At 62.6% G+C, this 24,092-nt stretch carries 23 protein-coding genes; 12 read left to right on the forward strand and 11 right to left on the reverse strand.

Annotated elements, in window-relative coordinates; all coding sequences use genetic code 11:
• Positions 1-138: 138 nt before the first annotated feature.
• The 3 genes from ACSQ3L_RS18775 to ACSQ3L_RS18785 all read left to right on the forward strand — a co-directional run bounded on the left by ACSQ3L_RS18775 (position 139) and on the right by ACSQ3L_RS18785 (position 2,844).
• A complete protein-coding gene (locus ACSQ3L_RS18775; protein ID WP_436161305.1) occupies positions 139-1,128 on the forward strand; it encodes an AraC family transcriptional regulator in 990 nt (329 codons plus the stop codon).
• Between the two features lie 60 nt (positions 1,129-1,188).
• Positions 1,189-2,397, forward strand: a complete 1,209-nt coding sequence (locus ACSQ3L_RS18780) for an MFS transporter (protein WP_436161306.1) — start codon at positions 1,189-1,191, stop codon at positions 2,395-2,397.
• Positions 2,398-2,577: 180 nt separating this feature from the next.
• Positions 2,578-2,844 (forward strand): hypothetical protein, encoded by a 267-nt coding sequence (locus ACSQ3L_RS18785; RefSeq protein WP_436161307.1) that lies wholly within the window; start codon positions 2,578-2,580, stop codon positions 2,842-2,844.
• 92 nt (positions 2,845-2,936) lie between these two features.
• On the opposite strand, the gene ACSQ3L_RS18790 is transcribed toward ACSQ3L_RS18785, so the two are convergent.
• The 4 genes from ACSQ3L_RS18790 to ACSQ3L_RS18805 form a co-directional block, all read right to left on the reverse strand.
• Positions 2,937-3,491 carry a hypothetical protein gene (locus ACSQ3L_RS18790; protein ID WP_436161308.1) on the reverse strand — a complete coding sequence of 185 codons (555 nt, stop codon included), beginning with the start codon at positions 3,489-3,491 and terminating at the stop codon, positions 2,937-2,939.
• Positions 3,492-3,626: 135 nt separating this feature from the next.
• Positions 3,627-4,736, reverse strand: coding sequence for a YcjF family protein (locus ACSQ3L_RS18795; RefSeq protein WP_436161309.1), 1,110 nt, complete (start codon positions 4,734-4,736; stop codon positions 3,627-3,629).
• Complete coding sequence (locus ACSQ3L_RS18800) at positions 4,733-6,211, reverse strand: YcjX family protein (protein ID WP_436161310.1); 1,479 nt, start codon at positions 6,209-6,211, stop codon at positions 4,733-4,735. The genes ACSQ3L_RS18795 and ACSQ3L_RS18800 overlap by 4 nt, the downstream gene beginning before the upstream one ends.
• A gap of 63 nt (positions 6,212-6,274) precedes the next feature.
• Positions 6,275-6,778, reverse strand: a complete 504-nt coding sequence (locus tag ACSQ3L_RS18805) for a SixA phosphatase family protein (protein ID WP_436161311.1) — start codon at positions 6,776-6,778, stop codon at positions 6,275-6,277.
• Positions 6,779-7,109: 331 nt separating this feature from the next.
• On the opposite strand from ACSQ3L_RS18805, the gene dksA reads away from it, so the two are divergent.
• Positions 7,110-7,526: an RNA polymerase-binding protein DksA gene (gene dksA, locus ACSQ3L_RS18810; protein ID WP_013531862.1), complete on the forward strand. Its 417-nt coding sequence runs from the start codon at positions 7,110-7,112 to the stop codon at positions 7,524-7,526.
• Positions 7,527-7,620: 94 nt separating this feature from the next.
• Here dksA and ACSQ3L_RS18815 read toward each other — a convergent pair whose 3' ends face one another.
• Positions 7,621-8,361: a hypothetical protein gene (locus tag ACSQ3L_RS18815; RefSeq protein ID WP_436161312.1), complete on the reverse strand. Its 741-nt coding sequence runs from the start codon at positions 8,359-8,361 to the stop codon at positions 7,621-7,623.
• Positions 8,362-8,584: 223 nt separating this feature from the next.
• On the opposite strand from ACSQ3L_RS18815, the gene cckA reads away from it, so the two are divergent.
• Positions 8,585-11,158: a cell cycle histidine kinase CckA gene (gene cckA / locus ACSQ3L_RS18820; RefSeq protein ID WP_436161313.1), complete on the forward strand. Its 2,574-nt coding sequence runs from the start codon at positions 8,585-8,587 to the stop codon at positions 11,156-11,158.
• An 85-nt stretch (positions 11,159-11,243) separates the two neighbouring features.
• Positions 11,244-11,951, forward strand: a complete 708-nt coding sequence (locus tag ACSQ3L_RS18825; RefSeq protein WP_436161314.1) for a phosphorylase family protein — start codon at positions 11,244-11,246, stop codon at positions 11,949-11,951.
• 102 nt (positions 11,952-12,053) lie between these two features.
• On the opposite strand, the gene ACSQ3L_RS18830 is transcribed toward ACSQ3L_RS18825, so the two are convergent.
• Together ACSQ3L_RS18830 and ACSQ3L_RS18835 are read right to left on the reverse strand one after the other, a co-directional pair.
• Entirely contained in the window at positions 12,054-13,967 is a 1,914-nt protein-coding gene (locus tag ACSQ3L_RS18830) for a PhoX family protein (RefSeq protein ID WP_436161315.1), read from the reverse strand.
• A gap of 109 nt (positions 13,968-14,076) precedes the next feature.
• Positions 14,077-14,490, reverse strand: a complete 414-nt coding sequence (locus ACSQ3L_RS18835) for a hypothetical protein (protein ID WP_436161316.1) — start codon at positions 14,488-14,490, stop codon at positions 14,077-14,079.
• A gap of 311 nt (positions 14,491-14,801) precedes the next feature.
• On the opposite strand from ACSQ3L_RS18835, the gene urtA reads away from it, so the two are divergent.
• The 6 genes from urtA to ACSQ3L_RS18865 all read left to right on the forward strand — a co-directional run bounded on the left by urtA (position 14,802) and on the right by ACSQ3L_RS18865 (position 21,025).
• Complete coding sequence (gene urtA / locus ACSQ3L_RS18840) at positions 14,802-16,112, forward strand: urea ABC transporter substrate-binding protein (RefSeq protein ID WP_436161317.1); 1,311 nt, start codon at positions 14,802-14,804, stop codon at positions 16,110-16,112.
• A gap of 95 nt (positions 16,113-16,207) precedes the next feature.
• A complete protein-coding gene (gene urtB / locus ACSQ3L_RS18845) occupies positions 16,208-17,824 on the forward strand; it encodes an urea ABC transporter permease subunit UrtB (protein WP_436161318.1) in 1,617 nt (538 codons plus the stop codon).
• Entirely contained in the window at positions 17,821-19,053 is a 1,233-nt protein-coding gene (gene urtC / locus ACSQ3L_RS18850; protein ID WP_436161319.1) for an urea ABC transporter permease subunit UrtC, read from the forward strand. Before urtB ends, urtC begins: the two co-directional genes overlap by 4 nt.
• Positions 19,054-19,059: 6 nt before the next feature.
• Positions 19,060-19,806 carry an urea ABC transporter ATP-binding protein UrtD gene (urtD, locus tag ACSQ3L_RS18855; RefSeq protein ID WP_436161320.1) on the forward strand — a complete coding sequence of 249 codons (747 nt, stop codon included), beginning with the start codon at positions 19,060-19,062 and terminating at the stop codon, positions 19,804-19,806.
• Between the two features lie 69 nt (positions 19,807-19,875).
• The gene (gene urtE, locus ACSQ3L_RS18860; protein ID WP_436161321.1) at positions 19,876-20,571 is read left to right on the forward strand and encodes an urea ABC transporter ATP-binding subunit UrtE; all 696 of its coding nucleotides are present in this window, start codon (positions 19,876-19,878) and stop codon (positions 20,569-20,571) included.
• Between the two features lie 277 nt (positions 20,572-20,848).
• Positions 20,849-21,025, forward strand: coding sequence for a hypothetical protein (locus ACSQ3L_RS18865; protein ID WP_010909636.1), 177 nt, complete (start codon positions 20,849-20,851; stop codon positions 21,023-21,025).
• A 49-nt stretch (positions 21,026-21,074) separates the two neighbouring features.
• On the opposite strand, the gene ACSQ3L_RS18870 is transcribed toward ACSQ3L_RS18865, so the two are convergent.
• The 4 genes from ACSQ3L_RS18870 to ACSQ3L_RS18885 form a co-directional block, all read right to left on the reverse strand.
• Complete coding sequence (locus tag ACSQ3L_RS18870) at positions 21,075-22,226, reverse strand: GGDEF domain-containing protein (RefSeq protein ID WP_436161322.1); 1,152 nt, start codon at positions 22,224-22,226, stop codon at positions 21,075-21,077.
• Positions 22,227-22,339: 113 nt separating this feature from the next.
• Entirely contained in the window at positions 22,340-22,597 is a 258-nt protein-coding gene (locus ACSQ3L_RS18875; protein WP_436161323.1) for a hypothetical protein, read from the reverse strand.
• Positions 22,598-22,789: 192 nt separating this feature from the next.
• Positions 22,790-23,596, reverse strand: a complete 807-nt coding sequence (locus tag ACSQ3L_RS18880; protein WP_436161324.1) for a DUF72 domain-containing protein — start codon at positions 23,594-23,596, stop codon at positions 22,790-22,792.
• A gap of 25 nt (positions 23,597-23,621) precedes the next feature.
• Complete coding sequence (locus tag ACSQ3L_RS18885; protein WP_436161325.1) at positions 23,622-24,086, reverse strand: GNAT family N-acetyltransferase; 465 nt, start codon at positions 24,084-24,086, stop codon at positions 23,622-23,624.
• Positions 24,087-24,092 lie beyond the last annotated feature (6 nt).

A 24,092-nucleotide genomic window follows, 5' to 3' on the forward strand; every position in this document is an offset into this window, starting at 1 on the left:
AGCACTCCTTGCATGCAGTTGGAGCGGGAGGCAAGGCGAGAAATCTGCCGGGAAGGGTAGGGTGCCGTTGCAGCGATTCACCTGGTGGAACAACGGTCCCCGCTTGCCTGCCGGACGTTCGGCATCTATATAAGGTGTATGCCTGACTATTCGTCCCGGCCGTCTTCGACGCCACATATCCCGATGGATGCGCTCAGCGAAGTTCTGCAAGACTTTCGCTTGAGTGGTGTCAACTATGGCCGCTGCGAGCTCCGGCACCCATGGAGCATAGACTTTCCGCAACAACAGCTGCTTCGGTTTCACTTTGTCGGCCAGGGTCCGTGCTGGATTCACACCGAAGCACAAGGCTGGCAGGAGTTGCGCGATGGCGATCTGGTGCTGCTGCCGCAAGGCATCGGCCATCGGCTGGCGAGCGCGCCGGACGTTGAAGGGGGCTCGCTCGAAGGTTGCCAGGTGATCAAGTTGGGGGGCAACGTCTGCGAAGTGGTACGGCAAGGAACGGGCGCGACGAGCACCCTTTTCTGCGGCTCCATGGCTCTGGGCTCCTGTGCGCTCAACCCATTGATCACGTTGATGCCGCCTGTCATCAAGGGTTGCGACGTGGCCGGCAATGACCCGGTCGTCGGTCCTTTGCTGGCGGCCATGACGGTGGAGGCCGCAAACCCCCAGATGGGCAGCGCCACGATTCTGTCACGTATGGCGGACTTGCTGACGGCCCGGCTCATCCGCTGCTGGGTCAACTGCAATGGCGCTTCGACCACCGGTTGGCTCGCAGCCATCCGCGACCCCCATATAGGCCGCGCTCTGGCAGCCATGCACCGCGACCCCGGCCACAACTGGACGCTGGGAAGCCTGGCCGGCGTGGCGGGCCAATCGCGTTCGATTTTCGCCGAGCGTTTCAGCGCGGTATTGGGGGAGGGTGCCGCACACTATCTCGCCCGCCTGCGCATGCAGCTTGCTCGCGAATTGTTGGGGCAAAACGGCTTGTCGGTTGCCGAAGTCGCTACCCGTTTGGGCTATGATTCCGAGGCATCCTTCGCGCGCGCGTTCAAGCGCATCACCAATGTCTCGCCAGGCGTTGTGCGTCGCACAATTCCCGGACGAATGGATATGAATTTCGGATTCTAAGATACATATCATCCGAGAGGACTCGCCTATTTAAGACCTCCAAACTTTGGAGATCTTTCCGTGACTGACACAACATTACAGCTTGAAGACGCCGCGATTGGCCTTGATGCCGATGCACCAGCCGCGTGGAGCGCGGCCACCTGGTTTGCGGTCCTTTCATTGGCGGCCACCAGCTTTGCCCTGGTGTCGGCCGAGTTCTTGCCGGCAGGTCTGCTGACGCCAATGGCGCGCGATCTCAGCATTAGCGAGGGAACGGCCGGACAGGTCGTCACCGCCACGGCTTCCGTTGGCGCCGTGACGGCCATGTTGAGCAATGTTCTCATCGGCCGCTTGAACCGCAAGGCGGTGCTGGTTGGCCTCATGGCCTTGGCGGTCGGTTCCAATATTCTTGCGGCGTTGGCGCCCAATTTCTGGCTGTTGTTGCTGGGCCGGGCCGGGCTGGGGATCGCTCTCAGCGCTTTCTGGGCACTTTCGGTTGCCGTCGTGGCGAGGCTGGTTGGCGCCAATGCGACAGGTCGGGGCATGGCGATCGTCACCCTCGGCGTCTCGCTCGCCACCATTGCCGCGCCGTCGATGGGTGCGTTGATCAGTGACTGGCTGGGATGGCGCAGTGCCATGGCCATGACAGCGGGGCTGGCCGCGCTTGCCATGCTGCTGCAGTTTCTCAGCCTGCCGACCTTGCCTGCAGCGGCAAGCAACAGCCTTGCAGACGTATTTCGGCTGACACGGCGGCGTGGCATCCAACTCGGCATGCTTGCCATTGTTTTGCTGATGACCGGGCATTTTGCCGGCTCGGTCTATGTGCGCCCCTTCCTCGAACACGTGACGCTCCTCACAACCGGACCGATTGCCCTGGCGCTGCTCGGGTTCGGCATCGCCGCTGTGATCGGCAATATTGCCGGTGGCCGCTTGGCCGACACCAACATCCACATGGCCCTCGCAGTTACCGCCGCGTTGATGGCGTTTGCGGCACTCGCTTTGGTGCTTTGGGGCGCGCAAATCGGCGTTGCCTTCGGCTTTGTTACGCTGTGGGGCTTCGCCTTCGGCATGGCGCCGGTGGTGTTGCCGACCAATATGTCCCGCGCGGCGCCTGATGCGCTGGAAGCAGCGGGCAGCCTAATGGTCACTTCCTTCCAGGTTGCTATCACCGTCGGCGCGGTTGTCGGCGGTTATGTCGTGGACACCTATGGCGCTACGGGGCCTTTGACCCTTACCGCTGTCCTTGCCGCGGCGACGGCTGTACTGGCGCTGCTACAGCCTCGCAGCTAGCTTTCCTTCATCTGACGTCGGCGGCCTGAATTCGGGCCGCCGCGATGTTGCAGCCGCGTTACACAAGTTTATGCGGCGCGCGCGTTGCCTTTTGCCGCAATCGGCGGCTAAGGGACGCTCGGCTTCGGCCGTTGGAAGGCAGCGACGATCAAGTTCTGCCTTTTTGAGGAGATGACTGACATGAAGAAGTTTTTGTTTGTTGCCGTCGGCCTGGCGGTGCTTGCCGGTTCGGCTTGCTCGAAGGCGCCCGAGTGCACGGCGGAGATCGCGACCAAGAAGGCGCAGGAGATGGCTACCGCGCTGCAGGAAGCGATCACCAAGGACCCGTCCAAGGCGGCTGATCTGACCGCTAAGGTCCAGGCGGTGACAACCAAATATCAGGGCGCCACGACGTTGGCCGACGCCTGCAAGGCCTATGACGAAGTGACGGCCGCGATCAAGGGTTAATGCCCTGATTTGAGATCAGGGGCTAAGCGCCTGATTCGATAGGTTCAAACGAGGCGGCGACCGTTGGGTCGCCGCCTTTTTCTATGAATTGTTCAGTTCGGGGCGATGGAGCCGACTTCGACGGCATCGACGCGCTTCAGGCTCATGCCGATCACCGGTACCAACTGGTCGTCGACGCGCACGGCAATGGTCACGGTCATCGAATTGTCGTCGGGGATGCGGGCCTGCATGACGCCGCGCAGCTGGTTGCGGTTGATGGTGAAGACCACCTTGCGGGCATCGACGACATTGCCGCCGATGATGTCGAGGCCGGAACCAGTCGCGCCACCCATGAAGCTGCCCTTGTAGCCCTCGCGGCCCTTGCGCTCGATCTTGGCCGACATCTGCTGGGTGAACATGCCGACCCGGCAGCCACCGTCGAGCGACATGCCGACCTTGCCGTCGGGCGTCGAGCCGGTAAAACTGCAGTTGAATTTGGTGCCCTTGTACTTGCCGGCGACGATTTCACCCGGACCGATCCATTTGCCTTCGGCCGACTGGAAGAATTGCTTGTCCGGTTCCGCCGCGGAGGCAGCTCCGGCAATGCCGACAAGAGCTGTGATCACGGTCGCCAGGGGCAAGACGCTGGAGAGAAATACGCTTTTCATCGACGACACCCGGCAACAAAGAGGCTGTTTGGAACCCGTCTGACCATGAACAAGATTGGTTAATGCTTCGTCACTACGAGGCTGCCGCAGAGCAGTTCGGTAACAATTCCGAAGGTCCGAAACGCTCCAGCCGGCTCACTTGCCGGACGGGGTTGTTTCACCATCTTTCCTGGTTGCAAACGATGTCAGCGCGGAGAGGAAATCGCCCAGTCCGGGACGCTTCGCGGCGCTGAAGGGCAGGGGGCGCGCCGTCTCCATCGCGGCGATGCCGATGCGCGCCGTCATCATGCCGTTGACGACGCCTTCGCCGAGCTTGGCCGAAAGGCGCGCCGCCAGGCCGTGGCCGACGATCTGCTGGACGAAACTGTCGCCGATCGCGATCGAGCCGGTGACCGCCAGATGCGCCAGCACGCTGCGCGCCAGGCGGAAAAACCCCAGCGTTCCCGGCCGTCCGCCGTAAAGTTCCGACAGGCGGCGAATGAGCCGCCCGGCCTCGAACACGACATAGGCGACATCAACCAGAGCACGCGGGCTGACCGCCGTCACCAGCGAGACGCGTTTGGCGGCCTCGAGTATCATCACCTTGGCCCTGGCATCGAGGGGTCCGAGAATTTCGGCCTCGGCCAGGCGCACCAGATTGCCGCCGTCGATGATTTCGCCGCGCAGTTCGGCCAGCGCACGCCGGCCGGCAGCGGTCTCGGGCTTGGCCGCGACGAAGGCCGACAATTCGTCGACGACCGATCGTGCGGCCTTCGGATCGTCGCGTGCGATCGCATCGAGTGCCCGTTTTTGCAGTTTTTCGACCTCGGCGAGGCGGGCGATCGCCAGGAATTCGCGAATCAGGATCACCACAAGCGCCAGCACGGCGATGGCGGCCATGCAGGCGGCCAGCCAACCCAGCCATTCGGCGCGCGCAAAGAGGTCGCGTATGAGCTGGTCGGTCCACAGGCCGACAGCCAGCGAAACCAGCACGCCAAAGGCGCCGAAGAAGATGCTGCCGAGCAGCGAGCGTTTCCTGGGCGCGACGGCCGGTGGCGGCTGCGCGGCAATGATGTCGGGCTCGTCGAAGACATCGACTTCCGCCGGGATGACCATCGCGACATCGGTCTTCATCGCGCGCGGTTTGCGCTGGGCATCGGCCTGCGCGCGGGAGGCGCCGGCCTGGGGGCGCGATTCTGGAGGTGCTTGTCTCGATGTGGCTTCCGGCTCGATGCGGAATGCCGCCGGCTTGCGGGGCGCGGTCATGCCAGATGATCTCCAATCAGGAACTGCAAGGCACGGTCGAGCCTGATATGCGGCAGCGACAGCGTGACGCCTTCGGCCGTGCGTTCGAGCTTTGGCGGACGGAAACGGACGAAGCGGATTGCCGGATCCGCGGAGTCCTGCTTGTGATTGGCTCCCGAAATATCGAAAACCGCATCAATTTTTTCCGGTAAGTCGCCGGGAAATATAGCTGTTTCCGTCTTTCCATCAAAGGTTTCGCCGTTGATCCTCTCGCCGGCGATCGGCGTGCCGATAATGACCGGCAACGTCTCTCGACCCTGCTTGACGGCGCCTTCGCGTGTCGCGCGCACCGCCGCCATGGCGACCACATCGACATCGGCGCCGGTGAAATTCGCCCGTGCCACGGCGCGGTCGGCAAGCCGCCGCACGATCGCCTGCAGACGGTCATGGCTTTCGTGATGCAGGTGGTCGGCCTTGGTTGCGGCAACCAGGATGCGGTCGATGCGCCGCGAGAACAGGTCGGTGAGGAAGCTGCCCCGGCCGGGACGAAAACAGCCGAGGATCTCGGTCACAGCGCGCTCCAGGTCGGCCATGGCGTCGGGGCCGGCGTTCAGCGCCTGCATGGCGTCTATCAGCACGATCTGGCGATCGAGGCGGGTGATGTGTTCGCGGAAGAACGGTTTGACGACATGCGTCTTGTAGGCCTCGTAGCGCCTGTCCATCATGGCGTGCAGCGACCCTGCGCGCGGACGCTTGTCGCCGACCCCAGCCAAGGGCGCGAAGGTGAGTGCCGGTGAGCCTTCGAGATCGCCCGGCATCAGGAAGCGGCCAGGCGGCAAGGTGGAAAGCGCCCGCTCGTCGAGCTTGCAGGCCTTGAGATAGGCGGCGAAGCTCTCGGCCAGGCGGCGCGCAATTATCTCGTCGGCATCGGAGTTCGGGTCGATCCCGGCCGACAGTGCCCGCCAGGCCTGCGATAGGTCCTCGCGCACCGGCAGAACCGCCATTTCGAAGGCTTCGTGCGAAAAATCGGCGAAGGATTTGCCGAGCAGCGGCAGATCGAGCAGCCACTCGCCGGGATAATCGACGATATCGACCGACAGCCTGCCCGAGGAGAACATGCGGCTCCAGCCGGAGGCCGATTCGTATTCGATGGTCAGCCGCAATTCGGAAATGGCGCGCGTCGAATCGGGCCAGGCGCGGTCGTTGACCAGGGCGGCGATGTGATCCTCGTACTGGAAGCGCGGCACGGCGTCGTCCGGCTGCTGCTCGAGGAAGGCGCGGGCGATGCGCCCCGATTTCCGCGCCTCGAACAGCGGCAGGCGGCCGCCATGGATCAAATTGTGGACAAGGGCCGATATGAACACCGTCTTGCCGGCGCGGGACAATCCGGTCACGCCGAGGCGCAGCGATGGGGAAAAAAGCCCGGTGGCGCGTCCCGACAGCGTGTCGAGGGCAATCCTCGCCTCGTCGGTGAAGGTGGTCAGCGATGATGCCAAAATATGCTCTCTCGGGCTTCGGTTCGTCCGATATAGGCTCTGCAACCAGGCTTTGAAATGGCTTCAGAGATCGGCCGGCGTCAGGAACGCCTCGAGATAGCCGGTGCCTTGGGCAGCCTTGGCAAGATCGCCTTCAAAGCGGACGACCGCAAGGCCCGCGGTCGGGAACCCATGGTTGAGCGTCGCTCGCGCCGTCTCGTTGCCATCGCCCGAAACCGCCATGGTGAGGTCTTCCGTCATCGGGTTGTGGCCGATGACCAGCAACGAACCCGCCCCGCCATTGTCCTGGATGAGGTGAAGATAAACTGCTGCGTCCGCGCTGTAGAGCGTGTCGAAAAACAGGACCCTGCCGGTGTCGGTCTGGCCGGCCAGACCTTCCAGCGTCTCCTTGGCGCGTTTGGCATTGGAGCACAGCGTCAGATCCGGAACATAGCGGCGGGAGCGCATGGCGGCGCCCATTATTTCGGCGTCGGCGCGGCCGGATGCATCGAGCGGGCGATCGAAATCGCGCATACCGGGCAGTGCCCAGCCAGCCTTTGCATGTCGCAACAGATAAAGCTTGCTCACCCAACCTCCGAACGCCAAAGCCTTCCAGGATTAGCCACGAGAATGCGTTGCGCACAATGGCCCTGCGTTCTTCGAAGCCGCGAATCACCCGTGCCGCGGTGCGCAAAAGGCGCTTGTGCATCCGCCTGAAGATCATGGTCGATGTTCGGAAAGCATGATGGATGGATCCAAAGTGCCGCAGCGTAGTTTGGTATGAAAACGACCATTCGCTGCCGCAAGGCGCGCGCCAGTGCACATTGACAATTGCGTGAAACAGCAGCCGATTGCGCTTGTGCAGGCGTCGGGCGACGAATATATAGGCGCCAAATTTGGGGCAGTTTGGGTGAGTCGAATGAACGACATCGTTACCGCCGATTACGTACCCTCCGAAGACGAGCCGTTCATGAACGAGCGGCAGAAATCCTACTTCCGCTCAAAGCTCGTCACTTGGAAGAATGACATATTGCGCGAAGCGCGCGAAACACTGGAAATCCTGCAACAAGAAAACGCCAACCACCCCGATCTGGCCGATCGCGCCTCTTCGGAAACCGATCGCGCCATCGAACTCAGGGCCAGAGACCGTCAGCGCAAGCTCATTGCAAAGATCGATTCCGCCCTGCAGCGCATCGACGAAGGCACTTACGGCTATTGCGAGGAGACCGGCGAGCCGATCGCTTTGAAGCGGCTCGATGCGCGTCCGATCGCGACGTTGTCGATCGAAGCGCAGGAGCGGCACGAGCGCCGCGAAAAAGTCTACCGCGACGACTGAGGTCAAAACCGCCGGCGCAGGCCATCATCGGCAATGTTGATTTTGAAATGGCCGGTTCTCCGGCCATTTTCATGGACGCGGCGTCCGCCGCCGCTCATCTCTTTTGGCTGGAGAGTTCACCGAGAAGCTTGGTCATTTCATCGTCGAGCGACTGCGGCGCCGGCTTGGCCGCCGGGCCGCTCGAACGCGGCTGGTCGAGCGACACTTCGAGTTCCCTCATCAGCGTGTCGTCGATGCTGTCCTGTCTTGGCGGCGGTGGTGGCGCATGCCGAACGACATTGGCGTTGGCGGAGCCGTAGGCGGGCAGCGGCGTCACATTGGTCGGCTGGTAGCTTTGCGTCGCCGGCCTCGGCGCGGGTGCCGGCGCTGGCGGTGTTGGGCGCGGACGAGCTGGCGGCGCCGTGTTCACCGGCTGCGGAGCGGGCGCCTGTCTCGTCGGCGGTGGAGCGGGCTGCGGCGGACGCGGCCTTGCCGCCGGGGCCGCGGCGGCCGGAACCGGCTGCAATCCGCCATCTCCGGTCAGCGCGGGACGGCGTAGCGCCGAAAGCCGGATGTCGCGTTCCACAACGACATCGGTCGGGCCGCCGATCAAAAGCAGGTGCTCAATGTCGTCGCGGCGTATCAGCACCAGCCGACGATGGCTGTCGACGGCGGTGGCATCCATGACGGCCAGCCGCGTCTTGCGGTTCCTGCCGCCGGCGACGAAGGTTCCAAACGTCAGATTGCGCACGAGCTTGACGATGATGAGAACGATGACCAGCAGGACAAGCGCTGCAAACGTCCACAACAGTGCTGCGGCATAACCGGGACCCGCCACGCTATCGAGCCATTGCATTGGTTTCCCCTGATTGCCCTTGGAAGTGACGAGACACTAGACCGTTGCGGCAGGCCACCGCAAGTTGCGTTTCACGCTGGTGAACAGCTTGAAAAACTCCAAAGGCCATAAGACGTCATTTTTATCCGACATTTGCCGCCCAGGCCTTTTCCGGACTAGGAGAATGTGATTCAACCCGCTAGGGGCGGGTGTCGGAACACCGGAATTCACGAGCAGGGGGCACATGGCCAAGGAAGCGCGCGGCGATTTCTATCCGGTACCGATCGTCGATCAGAATACGCGACCGGGCGCTGTCACCCGGCTCATCATTTTCATCGTCGTTTTGACGGGAGCGGCGATCGTCTTCGGCCTTTTCCGCGAGCGCCTCGGCGATCCTTTCCTGCTCGGTATGCTCGGCGTGCTGGCGATGATCGGCGTCGGTTTCCTGTTCGCCACGGCGATCGGCTTCGTGCAGGTCACGCCACGCTCGACAGGCGACGAACTGTCGAAATCCTTCGTCGATTCGATGTCGCAGGGCCTTCTTGTCACCGACACCAAGGGCCGCGTCGTCTACGCCAATCGCGCCTATGCCGATATGACCGGAGCATCGTCCGCGGCCGACCTGAAGACGGTCGAGGGGTTGCTCTCGGATGTCCCCGAAGCCTCTGTGACGATCTATCGCCTGGCGTCCGGTCTGCGCGACGGCCAACCGGGCGACGGCGAGTTTCGGCTCGCGCAGTCCATTCGGCCCGGCGCCGAGCCCGGCGCCCGCTGGTACCGGGCGCGCGCCCGCGCCTTCAACGTTCCGGGCCAGCGGTTGCCGATGCTGGCGTGGCAGCTTGCCGACATCTCGCAGGAGCGGGCCGAACAGGAACGTTTCTTCCTCGATCTGCAGAAGGCGATCGATCACCTCGATCATGCGCCGGCCGGTTTCTTTTCGGCCGACCAGGAAGGCCGTGTCACCTACGTCAACGCCACGCTCGCCGAATGGCTGGGCATCGACCTCACCAGCTTCACGCCCGGTGCCGTCTCCCTGGCCGAAATCGTGGCCGGCGACGGCATGGCGCTGGTCCGCTCGGTCAAGGCCGACCCCGGTACGACACGCAACGCGGTCATCGACCTCGATTTGACGACGATGACTGGCGAGGCGCTGCCGGTGCGCTTCATGCATCGCGTTTCGGCCAGCCGCGAAGGCCTCAACGGGCCGACGCGCACGATCGTGCTCAACCGCACGCAAGGCGAGGACGCCTCGGCCGATTTGCGGGCTTCGGAGGTGCGCTTCACCCGCTTCTTCAACTCGACGCCGATGGCGATAGCCGGCGTCGACCATAACGGGCGTATCCTGCGCACCAATGCGCCGTTCCTGTCGCTGTTTTCGTCCGTCGTCGACCGCGACGCCGTCGATCGCCGTGTAAGGCTCGACACGGTGATCCATGAACGCGACCGGCCGGCTTTCGCGGCTGCCTTCGAGAAAGCGCAGCAGCGGCAGGCCGACATCGAGCCGATCGACACGCTTTTGCCCGGCAATGACGACCGGCACATCCGTTTCTACGTCAACGCGGTCGCCGATGGTACCGGCGGCGAGGGTGCCGAAGAGTCGGCCATCGTCTACGCCGTCGAGACGACGGAACAGAAAGCGCTCGAAGGGCAGATGGCGCAAAGCCAGAAGATGCAGGCGGTCGGCCAGCTTGCCGGCGGCATCGCGCATGATTTCAACAACGTGCTAACCGCCATCATCATGGCGTCCGACCTTTTGTTGACCAACCACCGCCCGTCGGACCCGTCCTTCCCCGACATCATGAACATCAAGCAGAACGCCAACCGGGCGGCTTCGCTGGTGCGGCAGCTTCTGGCCTTCTCGCGCAAGCAGACGCTGCGGCCGGAAGTGCTCAACCTGACCGACGTGCTCGCTGATCTCAGGATGCTGCTTGCCCGCCTTGTCGGCAACGACATCAAGCTGAAGGTCGACCATGGCCGCGATTTGTGGCCGGTCAAGGTCGATATCGGGCAGTTCGAACAGGTGGTGGTCAATCTTGCGGTCAACGCGCGCGACGCGATGCCGGCAGGCGGCGATCTCACCGTGCGCACCCGCAATGTGACGGCCGAGGAGTGCAAGGCCTTTTCCTATCGCGAGCTCGCCCCGGCGGACTATGTGGTGGTCGAAGTCGAGGACACCGGCAGCGGTATCGCGCCGGAGGTGCTGAAGAAGATTTTCGAGCCCTTCTTCACCACCAAGGAAGTCGGCAAGGGCACCGGCCTTGGCCTGTCGATGGTCTACGGCATCATCAAGCAGACCGGCGGCTTCATCTTCTGCGATTCCGAAGTCGGCAAAGGCTCGACTTTCCGCATCTTCCTGCCGCGTCATATCGCGGAAGCGAAAAAAGCAGGCGAGCCCGACGATGTGCCAGCGGCGCCGGCAAAGGTCGCAGATGCGGCCAAGGATCTGTCGGGCTCGGCCACGGTGCTGCTCGTCGAGGACGAGGACGCCGTGCGCATGGGCGGCATGCGGGCGCTGACCTCGCGCGGCTACACCGTGCACGAGGCATCGTCGGGCGTCGAGGCGCTGGAAGTGTTCGAGGCGCTGGGCGGCAAGGTCGACATCGTGGTTTCGGATGTGGTGATGCCGGAAATGGACGGTCCGACGCTGCTTGGTGAGTTGCGCAAGCGCCAGCCGGACATCAAATTCGTCTTCGTGTCCGGCTATGCCGAAGACGCGTTCGCCAGAAACCTGCCGGCGGATGCGCATTTCGGCTTCCTGCCGAAGCCGTTCTCGCTCAAGCAACTGGCGACGATCGTCAAGGATGTGCTGGAATCTTAGAAACTCCTGATGTTCTTCCTTGCACAACGCCGTGACACCGCCATGATTGCGGGTGAAACGACAGGCCGGCTCGGGGGAGCAGCGGTTGACGCCACACAACGAAGCAGACGAGGGTGCCTACGCCGACACGGTGTTGCTGCCAGGTGATCCGCAGCGCGCCGAATGGATGGCGCAAACATTCCTGGAAGCGCCGCGCTGCATCAATCGCCGACGTGGCGCGCTTGGCTTCACCGGGCTGTTTGGCGGCAAACCCATCAGCATTCAGGCGACGGGCATCGGCGTCTCGTCGTTTCTGATCTATGCGCATGAATTGCTGGACCATTATGGCGTCCGGACGTTGATCCGTACTGGCACCTGCGGCAGCCTGACCGCAAAGGCAAAACTGCGCAGCCTTGTCATCTCGCAATCGGCACAGGCGGAAAGCGCCCAGAGCGGTCAGGTTTTCGGCCTTTATGGACCCGCCGGCCCGGATCCGGCGCTCCTCGCATCGGCGCTGGCCAAGGCGGTGGAATTCGGCATCGACCACAGCGCCGGCCTGACGGTATGCAGCGATATCTTCTATCATCCGGAAGGGCGCGTCCGTTTTGCCGATGCGCAGGCGGCCGGCGCCCTGGCCGTGGATATGGAAACCAGCGCGCTCTATCGCATATCAGAGCATTTCGGGGCGCGTGCGCTGTCGATGTGCGTCGTGGTCGACAACATCGAGACCGGTGAACAGACCGACTATTCCGAGCGCCAGGCGCTGTTCACCGACATGAGCCGGCTGGCGCTCGCTGTCGCGGCCGAGAGCTAGAGTACGGGTCTACTGGGTCAGTTCCTTGCGCACGGCTGTCACATCGTCGGACGAGACCGTCAGGCGGAACGCGTACCATGCGTTCCGCCTTTTTGTCTGGGGCTAGGCGCCGACCGGCTGCCCGTCCCTGCGGCGGATAGCGACCACGGAAGGGCGCGGCAACTGGCCATCCCTGAAGTCTGGCCACAGCGTCTGGACCTTGTCGAGCGTCTCGGCGTCTTCGGCCGGGTGTTGGACCGATAGGAACAAGGTCGTGCCGTCCGGCGTGAAGCAGGGGCCGGTCGCCTCCGCGCCATGCGGGCAGGTGAACAGCAGTTTCGGCAGGCCGCGCGCCGGACCTTCCGTGTCGACGCCATAGACGCCGTCCGGCAGGTCGAAATCATTGGCGCCGTCGGTCGCCACCCAGAGCCGGCCGGCCGGATCGAAGGTGATGTTGTCGGGGCAGACGAACCAGCCATTGTCTGACGTGTCCGGGTGGAAGGTGGCACCGACTTTGGCGTCCTTCGGGTTGCCGCACAGCACGAACAGATCCCAGGTATATTTGTCGGCCGTGTGGTCGGCGTCCGCGCCGCGTCCGCCGGGCGGGATCAGCTCAACAATGTGGCCCCAGAGGTTTTCCGGACGCGTGTTGGCCGGATTGACCTTCGACTGGTCGCGCTTCTTGTTCTTGGTCATCACCGCATAGACGCGGCCGGTCACAGGATTGGTCTCGATGTCCTCGGGCCGGTCCATCGGCGTCGCGCCCAGCGCATCCGCCGCCAGCCGTGTCTTCAGCAGCACTTCCGCCTGGTCGGCAAAGCCGTTCTCGGCGGTGAGCTTGCCCTGGCCGTGAACCAGCGGCAGCCAGGTCATGGAGCCGTCGGCGTCGTAGCGGGCGACCGAAAGCACGCCGTCATCCAGCAGGCTGTTGCCGGAGGCCGGTTTGGCCGGATCGTAGGCCTTGTTCGAGACGAAGCGGTACATGTATTCGAAATAGTCGTCGTCGCCCATGTAGACGACGACGCGGCCGTCCTTGTTGAGGACGACCGTGGATGCTTCGTGCGACATGCGGCCAAGGGCGGTGCGCTTGACCGGCTTCGAGGCCGGATCATAGGGGTCGATCTCGACCACCCAATCGAACCGGTTGGCCTCATTCGGCTCCTTGTCGAGATTGAAGCGATCATGGAAGCGGCCGCGGCCGTAGATGTCGGAACCGTCAAAGCCGTAGCGGTCGAGAATGTCTGATGTCGGCGCCTTCTTCGGGTCGCCGCCGAACAGGTCGGAAACGCCTTCCTCACACGTCAGCACGGTGCCCCAGGGAGTGAAGCCGCCGCTGCAATTGTAGCTGGTGCCGAGCACCTTCGTGCCGGTCGCGTCGGCAGATGTTTTCATCAGTGGATGGCCGGCAACGGGGCCGGAAACGGTCATCTCGGTGTTTGCCGTGATGCGGCGGTTGAGCGGGCTGTCTTCGACGATGCCCCACTTGCCGTCCTTCAACTGCACCTCGACGATCGAATGGCCCATGGCGGCCATGCCGAGGTCGACCTGTTCCTTGCTCATCGTCTTGCCGGCGTCATCCTCGGTCATGCCGGGAAACATGACGTTGGGCGAAATGTACTCGTTGTTGACGCAAAGCAGGCCGTGGTCGGAATTCACGGTGCCTTTCGGCAGCGGCAGGAAGGCGATGTAGTCGCAATTGTAACCAAAGCGCTTTTCCTGCTCTTCGGCGGCGACCTTGTTGCCATCGAAATCCGGCAGCCCGGCGACAAGCGGGTCGCCCCAGCGCGCCACGATCGTGGTCTCGTACCCCTCGGCGGCCGCATGGGTCTTGTCGTAGACGCGCTTCAGTTCGGGAAAACCGAGTGTGGAAAGCGCTGCCGCGGCATGTGTTTCGCCGGCAAACAACGAGCCGACAAAGCTGCCGCCGGCAATCAGCGCGCCGGATGCAAGGCTGCCTTTCAGGAGAGCCCGGCGCGAGACGCGCTCGGCGATGACGTCGCGAATGACAGGGGAGGATGAAGACGGTGCGTTGGCCATGGTGTCTGCCTCTCAGGGTGGATGGTGACGGCGCACCGCTGCCTATCCAGTTTCGGCAACATCCAGATGACATGAGGCTGAGGCGGCGGCGATTGCCCAGGGAATGGACCTACTGGCTGCTTCCCTTGGTGCAGGTCGAGGCGGTGAAGGCGCCATCTGGCTGCTTCATGACGATGTCGAAGGAGGGCGCGGTCCCACTGTCCAGTGTTGCCTGGGTCAGCGACAGCGAATTGCCGCCGGCGGTATAGCCGCCCAATGGCCCCAGCCACGAGATCACGCCGTTGGCATCCATCTGATAGTTGTAGCCCTGCCGTGCGGTGCCGATGCCGGTGTAGACCGGGCCGCTGTAGACATTCCCCTTGATGGTGATGTCGCCGAGGCTGAGGAACATACCGAGCAGGTAGACCTCGCAGTGATAGCTTCCGTCTGGCATCTTACCGTCGCTGAAGTCGGCTCGCGCGGCCCCGGTTGCCGCCGCCAGAAGCAGAATGCCGATGAAAATGCGTGAAATGCCTGAAACCATGACGTCGCCCGTTTATGGAGCGAGCTTGCCCTATTTCTGCACCGTGCCGCAACATCGGTGCCCGCGGCACGCTTGTTGAGATCAAAATCTAGGCACCGGCCAAAAATGAGCGAAAATTAGGCAATAGTGCCCTACGCTGCGCAAATTTCTCTCAATCGGTTTCAGGCCGGCTCTCTTTGTTTTGTAAGCTCCATATTCCAAGGCGCTGATATCTCTAAATTATTCGTGTCCCTTCGGCTCCGCCAAAGCGATTGGCATGGGGGTTGCATTGTAGTGTTGCGGTGCAATCAACCAGCTTGGGAGTGTGTAATATGAGGGGCAATTTCTCGAAAATAACAAAAATGTTCTCGGCGAGCGTGGTTGCCGCCGGCCTGTTGACCTCGGCACCCGCCAGGGCTGCCGACGACACGATCAAAGTTGGCATTCTCCATTCGCTGTCGGGGACCATGGCGATTTCGGAGACGACACTGAAGGACGCTATGCTGATGCTCATCGATGAGCAGAACGCCAAGGGCGGCCTGCTCGGCAAGAAGCTCGAGGCGGTGGTCGTCGATCCTGCTTCCAACTGGCCGCTATTCGCCGAAAAGGCGCGCGAACTGATCTCCAAGGACAAGGTCGCGGCGGTGTTCGGCTGCTGGACCTCGGTGTCGCGCAAATCGGTGCTGCCGGTGTTCTCCGAGCTCGACAACATCCTGTTTTACCCCGTCCAGTATGAGGGCGAGGAAAGCGAGCGCAACGTGTTCTACACGGGTGCTGCGCCGAACCAGCAGGCCATCCCGGCGGTCGACTATCTGATGAGCGAGGATGGCGGCTCGGTGAAGCGCTGGGTGCTCGAAGGCACCGACTACGTCTATCCGCGCACCACCAACAAGATCCTCGAGGCCTATCTGAAGGCCAAGGGCGTGGCTGCCGAAGACATCATGGTCAACTACACGCCGTTCGGCTTCGCCGATTGGCAGACAGAGGTTTCGGCAATCAAGAAGTTCGGTTCGGCCGGCAAGAAGACCGCCGTCGTCTCGACCGTCAACGGCGACGCCAACGTGCCGTTCTACAAGGAACTCGGCAACCAGGGCATCAAGGCCGAGGACATCCCGGTCATGGCCTTCTCGGTCGGCGAGGAAGAGCTTGCCGGCCTCGACACCGCGCCGCTGGTCGGCCATCTCGCCGCCTGGAACTATTTCGAGAGCATCGATACGCCGGAGAACAAGAAGTTCATCGCCGACTGGCACAAGTTCATCAAGAATGACAAGCGCACCACCAACGACCCGATGGAAGCCCATTATATCGGCTTCAACATGTGGGTGAAGGCGGTCGAGAAGGCCGGCACCACCGATCCGGACAAGGTCATCGACGCCATGGTCGGCGTGTCGGTGCCGAACCTGACCGGCGGTTATTCGACGATGATGCCGAACCATCACATCACCAAGCCGGTGCTGATCGGCGAAATCCAGGCCGACGGCCAGTTCGAGACGGTCTCGCGCACGCCAGGCCTGGTGATGGGCGACGAATGGTCCGACTATCTGCCTGACTCCAAGGACCTGATCTCCGATTGGCGCGCGCCTCTGTCCTGCGGCAATTTCAATGTCGCCACCGGCAAGTGCGGCGGCAAGGGTACGAACTGATCCTCCCAGGGCTGACCTAGTCAGACCGCGCGCGTCCGGACGGCTTCCTCCGCCGTCCGGACGCCACTTCAACCCTCAAGGGTTACCGGAAACCGATGAACCTGTTTCGCACGATTGGTTTGATGCTGTTGTTCCTGCTGGCGACGCTGTCGTCATCGGGCGCCGGCGAGACCGATCTGCGCGGCATCATCGCCAAATTCGCCACGGCCAAGGGCTTTTCCGAGATCGGAGCCGTCGTCCACGAACTGGCGGCCACCGGCGACCCGGCGGTGGAACGGCCGCTTGCGGCACTCGCCGACGGCAATCTCTATGTCCGCAAGGCCGATTCCCTGGTCTTCGTCGGCAAGGAATCAGGCGATAGCGTTCAGCTTTTCGACCCGTTGAGCGGCGAGGCATCGGGCGAAGCGGCCAAGGACGACATCACCAAGATCAAGGTCAACAACACGCTGCGCCGCGTCATCCGGGACGCGTTGGGCACGCTGACGCTCGGCGCCAAGGATCCGGCCGTGCGCACTGCCGCCGCCGACACCATGTTCAAGACGCCCGATGCCGCAAACATCGAACCACTCGATACGGCGATCGCCAGTGAGACCGTGGCCAGCGTCAAGGCTCTGCTCGAACAGGCCCGCGCCGCCTCCGTGCTGGTTTCCGATCGGCCGGATGCCGACAAGCTCGCCGCAATCGCCCTGATCGGCGCGCGGGGCGACCGCGATGCGGTTTCGCTGCTGACTTCCGTCGAGGCGAATTCCTCGGACGCGGTCAAGCAAGCGGCGACAGCCGCGATCGCCAACATCAATTCGACACTGGCCTTCTGGGATGCCGGGCAGAACATCTGGTACGGCATTTCGCTGGGCTCGGTGCTGCTGCTGGCGGCAATCGGCCTCGCCATCACCTTCGGCGTCATGGGTGTCATCAACATGGCGCATGGCGAGATGGTCATGCTCGGCGCCTACACGACCTTCGTCGTCCAGCAGGTGATCCGCACTTCGTTTCCCGGCCTGTTCGACTGGTCGCTGGTCATCGCGCTGCCGCTCGCCTTCCTCGTCTCGGCTCTGGTTGGTTTGATCATCGAGCGCGGCGTCATCCGTTTCCTCTATGGCCGGCCGCTGGAAACACTGCTGGCGACATGGGGCGTCTCGCTGATCCTGCAGCAGGCGGTGCGCTCGATCTTCGGACCGACCAACCAGGAGGTTGGCAATCCCTCCTGGATGTCGGGCTCGTTCAATCTCGGGCAACTTGCGATCACCTGGAACCGCCTGTGGATCCTGGTCTTCGCGCTCTCCGTCTTCGGCGTGCTGCTCTATGTGATGAAGCGCACGCCTTGGGGTCTGCAGATGCGCGCCGTCACCGCCAACCGGCGCATGGCCGCTTCGATGGGCATCAGGACACCGTGGGTCGATGCGCTGACCTTTGCATTGGGGTCCGGTATTGCCGGCATTGCCGGCGTCGCGCTCAGCCAGATCGACAATGTCTCGCCCAATCTCGGCCGCGGCTACATCATCGACAGTTTCATGGTCGTCGTCTTCGGCGGTGTCGGCAATCTGTGGGGCACGCTGGTCGGCGCCTTCTCGCTCGGCATCGTCAACAAGTTCCTCGAGCCCTATGCCGGTGCCGTGCTCGGCAAGATCGTCGTGCTGGTGCTGATCATCCTGTTCATCCAGAAGCGCCCGCGCGGCCTGTTCGCGCTCAAGGGCAGGGCGGTGGAAGCATGATCACTGGACGCTTCTTTGCCGCGGGTGCGGACCGCCGCATCGCCATCACGATCTTCATCCTGCTGGCGGTGGCCCTCATCGTGCCGCTGCTCAATCTTGCGGTGTCGTCCACCAGCGCCTTCTACGTGCCGTCCTACATCGTCGCGCTGACCGGCAAATATCTCTGTTATGCGCTGCTCGCCTTGGCGCTCGACCTGGTCTGGGGCTATTGCGGCATTCTCTCGCTCGGGCACGCCGCCTTCTTCGCGCTCGGCGGCTATGCAATGGGCATGTATCTGATGCGCCAGATCGGCTCGCGCGGCGTATACGGCAACCCGATCTTGCCTGATTTCATGGTTTTCCTGAACTACAAGGAATTGCCGTGGTTCTGGTATGGTTTTGACCATTTCTGGTTCGCCGGGCTGATGGTGTTGGCAGTGCCTGGCCTGCTCGCCTTCGTCTTCGGCTGGTTTGCCTTCCGCAGCCGTGTCACCGGCGTCTATCTCTCGATCATCACCCAGGCGATGACCTACGCGCTGCTGCTTGCGTTTTTCCGCAACGACATGGGTTTCGGCGGCAACAATGGCCTGACCGATTTCAAGGACATTCTGGGCTTCAACGTACAGGCCGACGCGACGCGTTCGGCGCTGTTCGCCGCCAGCGCGGTGACGCTCGCTCTCGCCGTCTTCATCACCTGGGCGATCGTCGGTTCCAAATACGGCAAGCTCCTGATGGCGGTGCGCGATGCCGAGAGCCGCACGCGCTTCCTTGGCTGGCGGGCGGAGAACGTCAAGCTGTTCGCATTCACGGTGTCTGCCGTCATGGCCGGCATTGCCGGCGCACTCTACGTGCCGCAGGTCGGCATCATCAATCCGGGCGAATTCGAACCTTCGAATTCGATCGAGGTGGTGATCTGGGCGGCTGTGGGCGGGCGCGGCACCATTGTCGGGCCGATCATCGGCGCGTTGCTGGTCAATGCCGGAAAGTCCTGGTTCACCGGCGTGCTGCCGGAGTTCTGGCTGTTTGCATTGGGTGGGCTGTTCGTCGCCGTCACGCTCTTGCTGCCCAAGGGCATCATCGGCATGTGGGATTCCTGGCGCGGCAACGCCAAGGCGTTGCGGGCTGCTTCGATTGCCGAGGAAGCCGGCACCGATGCCGACATCGCGCCGCCAGCGAAAATCGTTCGCAGCGAGGCGACAAGGCCCGGCGACTGGTCCACGTCCAACCCCGACCCGCAGCCGGCGGAGTGAGCGACCATGTCCAAGTCGAACACGATCCTCTATCTCGACGGTGTCTCGGTCTCCTTCGACGGTTTTCGCGCCATCAACAATTTGTCGCTGGTGCTGGACAAGGGCGAGATGCGCGCCATCATCGGTCCCAACGGCGCCGGCAAGACGACGATGATGGACATCGTCACCGGCAAGACGCGGCCCGATGTGGGCGAGGTGTTCTTCGACGGCGAGGTCGATCTCACCAAGCACGATGAGGCCGAGATCGCCATGATGGGCATCGGCCGCAAATTCCAGAAGCCGACCGTCTTCGAAAGCCACACGATCGAGGAAAACCTGATGCTGGCGCTGAAGGGTCCGCGCTCGATCTTCCCGGCGCTGTTTCACCGCCGCTCAGCCGCCGAGACGCGGCAAATCGATGACATCCTTGGCATCATCCGGCTCGGCGACAAGCGCGACGAATTGGCGGCCAATCTCAGCCATGGGCAAAAGCAGTGGCTCGAGATCGGCATGCTCTTGGCGCAGGACCCGAAGCTGCTGCTGGTCGACGAGCCGGTCGCCGGCATGACCGACGCCGAGACCGAGGAAACCGCACGACTGCTCAAGGACATTGCGCGCGACCATTCGGTCATCGTCGTCGAGCACGACATGCATTTCGTGCGCGAGCTGGGCGTCAAGGTCACCTGCCTGCACGAGGGCTCGGTGCTCTCGGAAGGCACACTCGATTTCGTGTCGGCCGACGAGCGTGTCGTCGAGGTCTATCTGGGGAGATGAGCATGGTCTGGCGGGTGCAATTCCATCACTTCGATCTGTCGTTTCTCAAGTTCTGGAGACGGCGCTGACATGCTCGAAGTTTCCAATGCCACGCTGCACTACGGCGCCGCCCAGGCGCTACGCGGCGTGTCGCTGAAGGCGGGCGCCGGCAAGATCACCTGCGTGCTCGGCCGCAACGGCGTCGGCAAGACCAGTTTGATGAGATCGATCGTCGGCCACCATCGGCTGACGAGCGGAAGCGTTGCCTTCGAGGGGAAGGCGCTCGACCGGAGCGCGGCGTATGACCGCGCCCGGTCGGGCATCGCATTCGTACCGCAGGGCAGGGAGATCTTTCCGTTGCTCACCGTGCGGGAGAATCTGGAATCAGGCTTTGCGCCGCTGAAACGGGCCGACCGCAACATTCCGGCGCATGTGTTCGAGCTGTTTCCGGTGCTCAAGCAGATGCTCGGCCGCCGTGGCGGCGACCTATCCGGCGGGCAGCAGCAGCAGCTCGCCATCGGCAGGGCATTGGTGATGCGGCCGAAGCTGCTGGTGCTCGACGAGCCGACCGAAGGCATCCAGCCGTCGATCATCAAGGATATCGGCCGCGCCATCCGCTATCTGCGCGACCAGGCCGGCATCGCCGTGCTTTTGGTCGAACAATATCTCGATTTCTGCCGCGAGTTGGCCGACGAGGTCAACATCATGGACCGTGGCGTGATCGTCCATACCGGTCCGGCGAAAGATCTCGACAGGGCGGATGTCCGCAAGTTCCTGACGGTCTAGAATCGTCGTTGGACTTCAGTTGACGTTCCCAAGTCATTGGCAAGTCCGATATTTCTCCGATCCAGCCATCCGCGTCACTGGCGCACCTTGGGCTGCGTGCTAGTCTTTCCCAGGGCTTTTGTGAGTCGGCCGCTTCCGTATCAGTCTGGTTGGTTGCAGATAGAGGGAAGGTGCAGGCTCCAGCCGGCAAGTTCCACGCAAGCAAGGCTTCCTAGCTTCCCTCCTGCGATCTGTTTGTCGTTCAAACGCGTTTGGGCACACAGGCTAAGGGACAGCCATGGAACGTTACGTCGAGGACTACCAGAAGCGTCGGCTTACCGAACGTGTCGACATCATCGCCGCCATCAACATCTTGAGGTCACAGGGCTGCGAATACGACGACCTGATCGAGGAGATCACCAAGGTCTTCTATGTCGACCTGGATACCTTTAATGAAATCGTCATGGCGGCATAAGGGCCGCCTTCGCTCATCTCGACCGTAGCTGCGGCATCGATACGAGTGGTCAGCTTGCGCGCCGGAATGGAGAGGCGGTGACGCGGTTGCGGCCGCCGCGTTTGGCGGCGTAGAGCGCCTTGTCGGCGGCGCTGAGCACCTTGTCGAAGCTGAGGCCCTCCTTGGTGCCGAAGGCAAATCCGGCACTGACCGTGCACGTTAACGAGCCCGTCTCGGTTTCGATGCGTCGTGCGGCGAAAGCTGCCCGTATGGTCTCGGCGGTGGCCTCCACCGTTTCAGGCAAGGTCCGCTTCAGCACCAGTGCGAATTCCTCGCCGCCCATGCGCGCGGCGACGTCGGCCGGGCGAAGATTGCCGGCCAGGTCCCTGGCGAACATTCTCAGCACTTCATCGCCGGCGGCATGGCCGAATTCGTCGTTGATGGCCTTGAAGCTGTCGAGGTCGAAGACAACCACCGCCGTGAAAGCACCGATCGGGATATCGCCATGCAGGTCGAACAGCGCTCGCCGGTTGAGCAGGCCGGTCAGCGGATCGGTCAACGCATTACGGTGGTGATGCCTGGCCAGACGTCCCTGATTGAGCGCCAGGGAAAGCGCTCCGATGCCGGTCATGCTGGCGATGACGATGATGAGGCTCAGTTCCTCGGCCCAGTTGCTGGGCGCATGTCCAAGGACCAGCTTTTCATCCCAGACGAGAACCATGGCGCACAGAGCGAAGGATATGGCCGTGGCCGAATAGAGTGTGGTGATGCCGATCGTCAGGGCAGGGGCCTCGTCGCGGCCTTTCCAGTATTCGAGCGCTGTTGCGAACAGAAGCAACGCAGCGAAGGCGTTTTCGAAAATGAAACCCAGTCCGTCATAGCCAAGAGCCATGGCAGGCAACGTCACGGTCAGCGAAATGGCGCTGCCAAGCACCGTGCGCGGAATTGGTGACCCACCACTTCTGAACTGATAGGCGGCGCCCAGCATGGTCGAAAAACCGAGCAGGAGCAGGGTAATGGTTGCAATGCCGAGCAGGCGCCCAGGCATGTCGATATAGGCGTCGTAGGCGAAAATATCGGCGACCACGAACACCAGGCTGATCGCCCATGTCAGCAGGAATTTCTCCGAGCGGGCGGTCAGCCACATGCCGAACAATGTCAGGCTCAGGCAGGCGGCGGAAAAGCCGACAGCCAGAAGAAGTGAAGTGTAGTCGAGCGACATGCCCCTCGTCCTTGCCCCAAATCTGTGACTTGGCCTGCCTGGATTCATGCAGCAAGGAGGTATCGATAAGGTTACGACGGCGATGAAGATGCCGTAATTCTTGAGTTATTGGGTTAGAGGATCACCACCGACAATAGCAGAATGACGCCGATCGCCATCATCAGCAGACCCGGCCAATTCTGTGACAGGCCGAGAAAGCCTAATCCGCGCCGTCGTGGCTCAAGCGTCGGGCCGGACGTTGCGAGATTCGGCATCGGGCGGTCCGAAGCCGCGGGCGTCGGATCACTGAGCTTCCCGCGCCTGAGAACAGCGTCCGCCATGTACACAACGCCGGCGATAGTGAGCAACGCCCCGATGAGGATGATCGCCATCTTTCCTCGCTTTCTCCCGGTTCTCCCGAATGCCAACGTTCCGCCGGTTGGGCGCGCCTGGCCATCTGTGGAAACCGGTCTTCGGCGACCAGCGAGCCTATCGCGTCCACGCGAGGGCACTCGCCCGGTCGCCGCTAGTAAGGCAAAACGGTCAACCTGCCCTGCGGGTTCCGGCGCCGCAGGCTCGCTGCTTTAATCCGTCACTCGCTTCATCAGCGCTATCGCTCCGAATGGCGCGCGCACCTTGCCCTCGGTGATGAAGTAGACGAACACGTCGCGTGGCTTGACCGGTGCGTCGGTGGCGGGATCGGCACGTCGGAGATCGGCCGGCACCTTGCCTTCCGCCCAGACCTTTGCCCGCGCCGCCCATTCATCGAGGCCCTTCGGCGTGTAGCAGTCGGGATTATCGTCGCTGCCAGTCTGCAGCCGGGCATAGATGAAATCGCCGGTGACGTCGGCGATATCAGGATATTTGGCATGGTCGGCATAGACGATTGCCGCCTTGTATTTACGGGCAAGTGCTGCAAATTCCGGCACGATGAAACTGTCGTTGCGCACTTCGAGCGCGTGGCGTAGCGCAACGCCGTCCTGCTTTTCCGGCAGCAGCTTCAGGAAGGCTTCGAAATCATCCGGATCGAATTTCTTGGTCGGCGCGAACTGCCATAGGATCGGACCGAGCTTTTCGCCGAGCGCCGCCACGCCGGAGCCGAGGAAGCGCATCATCGATTCACCGGCCTCGCCGAGCACGCGCCGGTTGGTGACGAAGCGGTTGCCCTTCAGCGAATAGACAAAGCCGTCGGGTGCCTCGCCGGCCCACTTGACGAAGGTTGGCTCCTTGAAGCTGGAATAATAGGTGCCGTTGACCTCGATGCTCGGCACCTGCCGAGTGGCGTAATTCAGCTGCTTGGCCTTGGAAAGCTTGTCGGGATAGAAGGACGTATCCCAGGGCTCGAACGTCCAGCCGCCCATGCCGGCGCGGATTGTTCCCGATGTGCTCATTGTCATCCTCCCAAATTCAGAAAAATCAGGCCGTCTCGTGGACCGGTTTTGCCATGTCGACGAGCACCCATCCTGGCCGGTAGGGATTGGGCCGGCGACCCGTTTCGTGAAAACCATAGGCCAGATAGAGCGCAATGTTCCGCTCCATCCTGGCGTTGGTGTAAAGCCGCACTTCGGGCAGGCCCCACAGGCGCGCCTGTTCGTCCGCGTGGTTGAGCAGCGCAATGCCGAAGCCCTTGCCTTGAAAGCCGGGGGCGACGGCGACGGAAAAGATCATCGCGTGGTCGTCATGCCGCTCCAGTGTGAGAAGCCCGGCAAGTTGGTTGCTGCTCTCCAGCAGCCAGACCTCGCCGCGCGCGATGCGCGGCGCATAGTTCTCGGTGACCGGGATCGGCGGTGTGCCGAACAGCGCGGTGTAGGGGGCGTAGGCGGTTTGCGTCAGCGAGACGACGGCTTGGTGATCATCGGCAAGCGCTCTTCGGGTTGTCATCAAAAA

The sequence above is a fragment of the Mesorhizobium sp. LjRoot246 genome (assembly GCF_964254115.1).
In the GTDB taxonomy this organism is placed as follows: Bacteria; Pseudomonadota; Alphaproteobacteria; order Rhizobiales; family Rhizobiaceae; genus Mesorhizobium.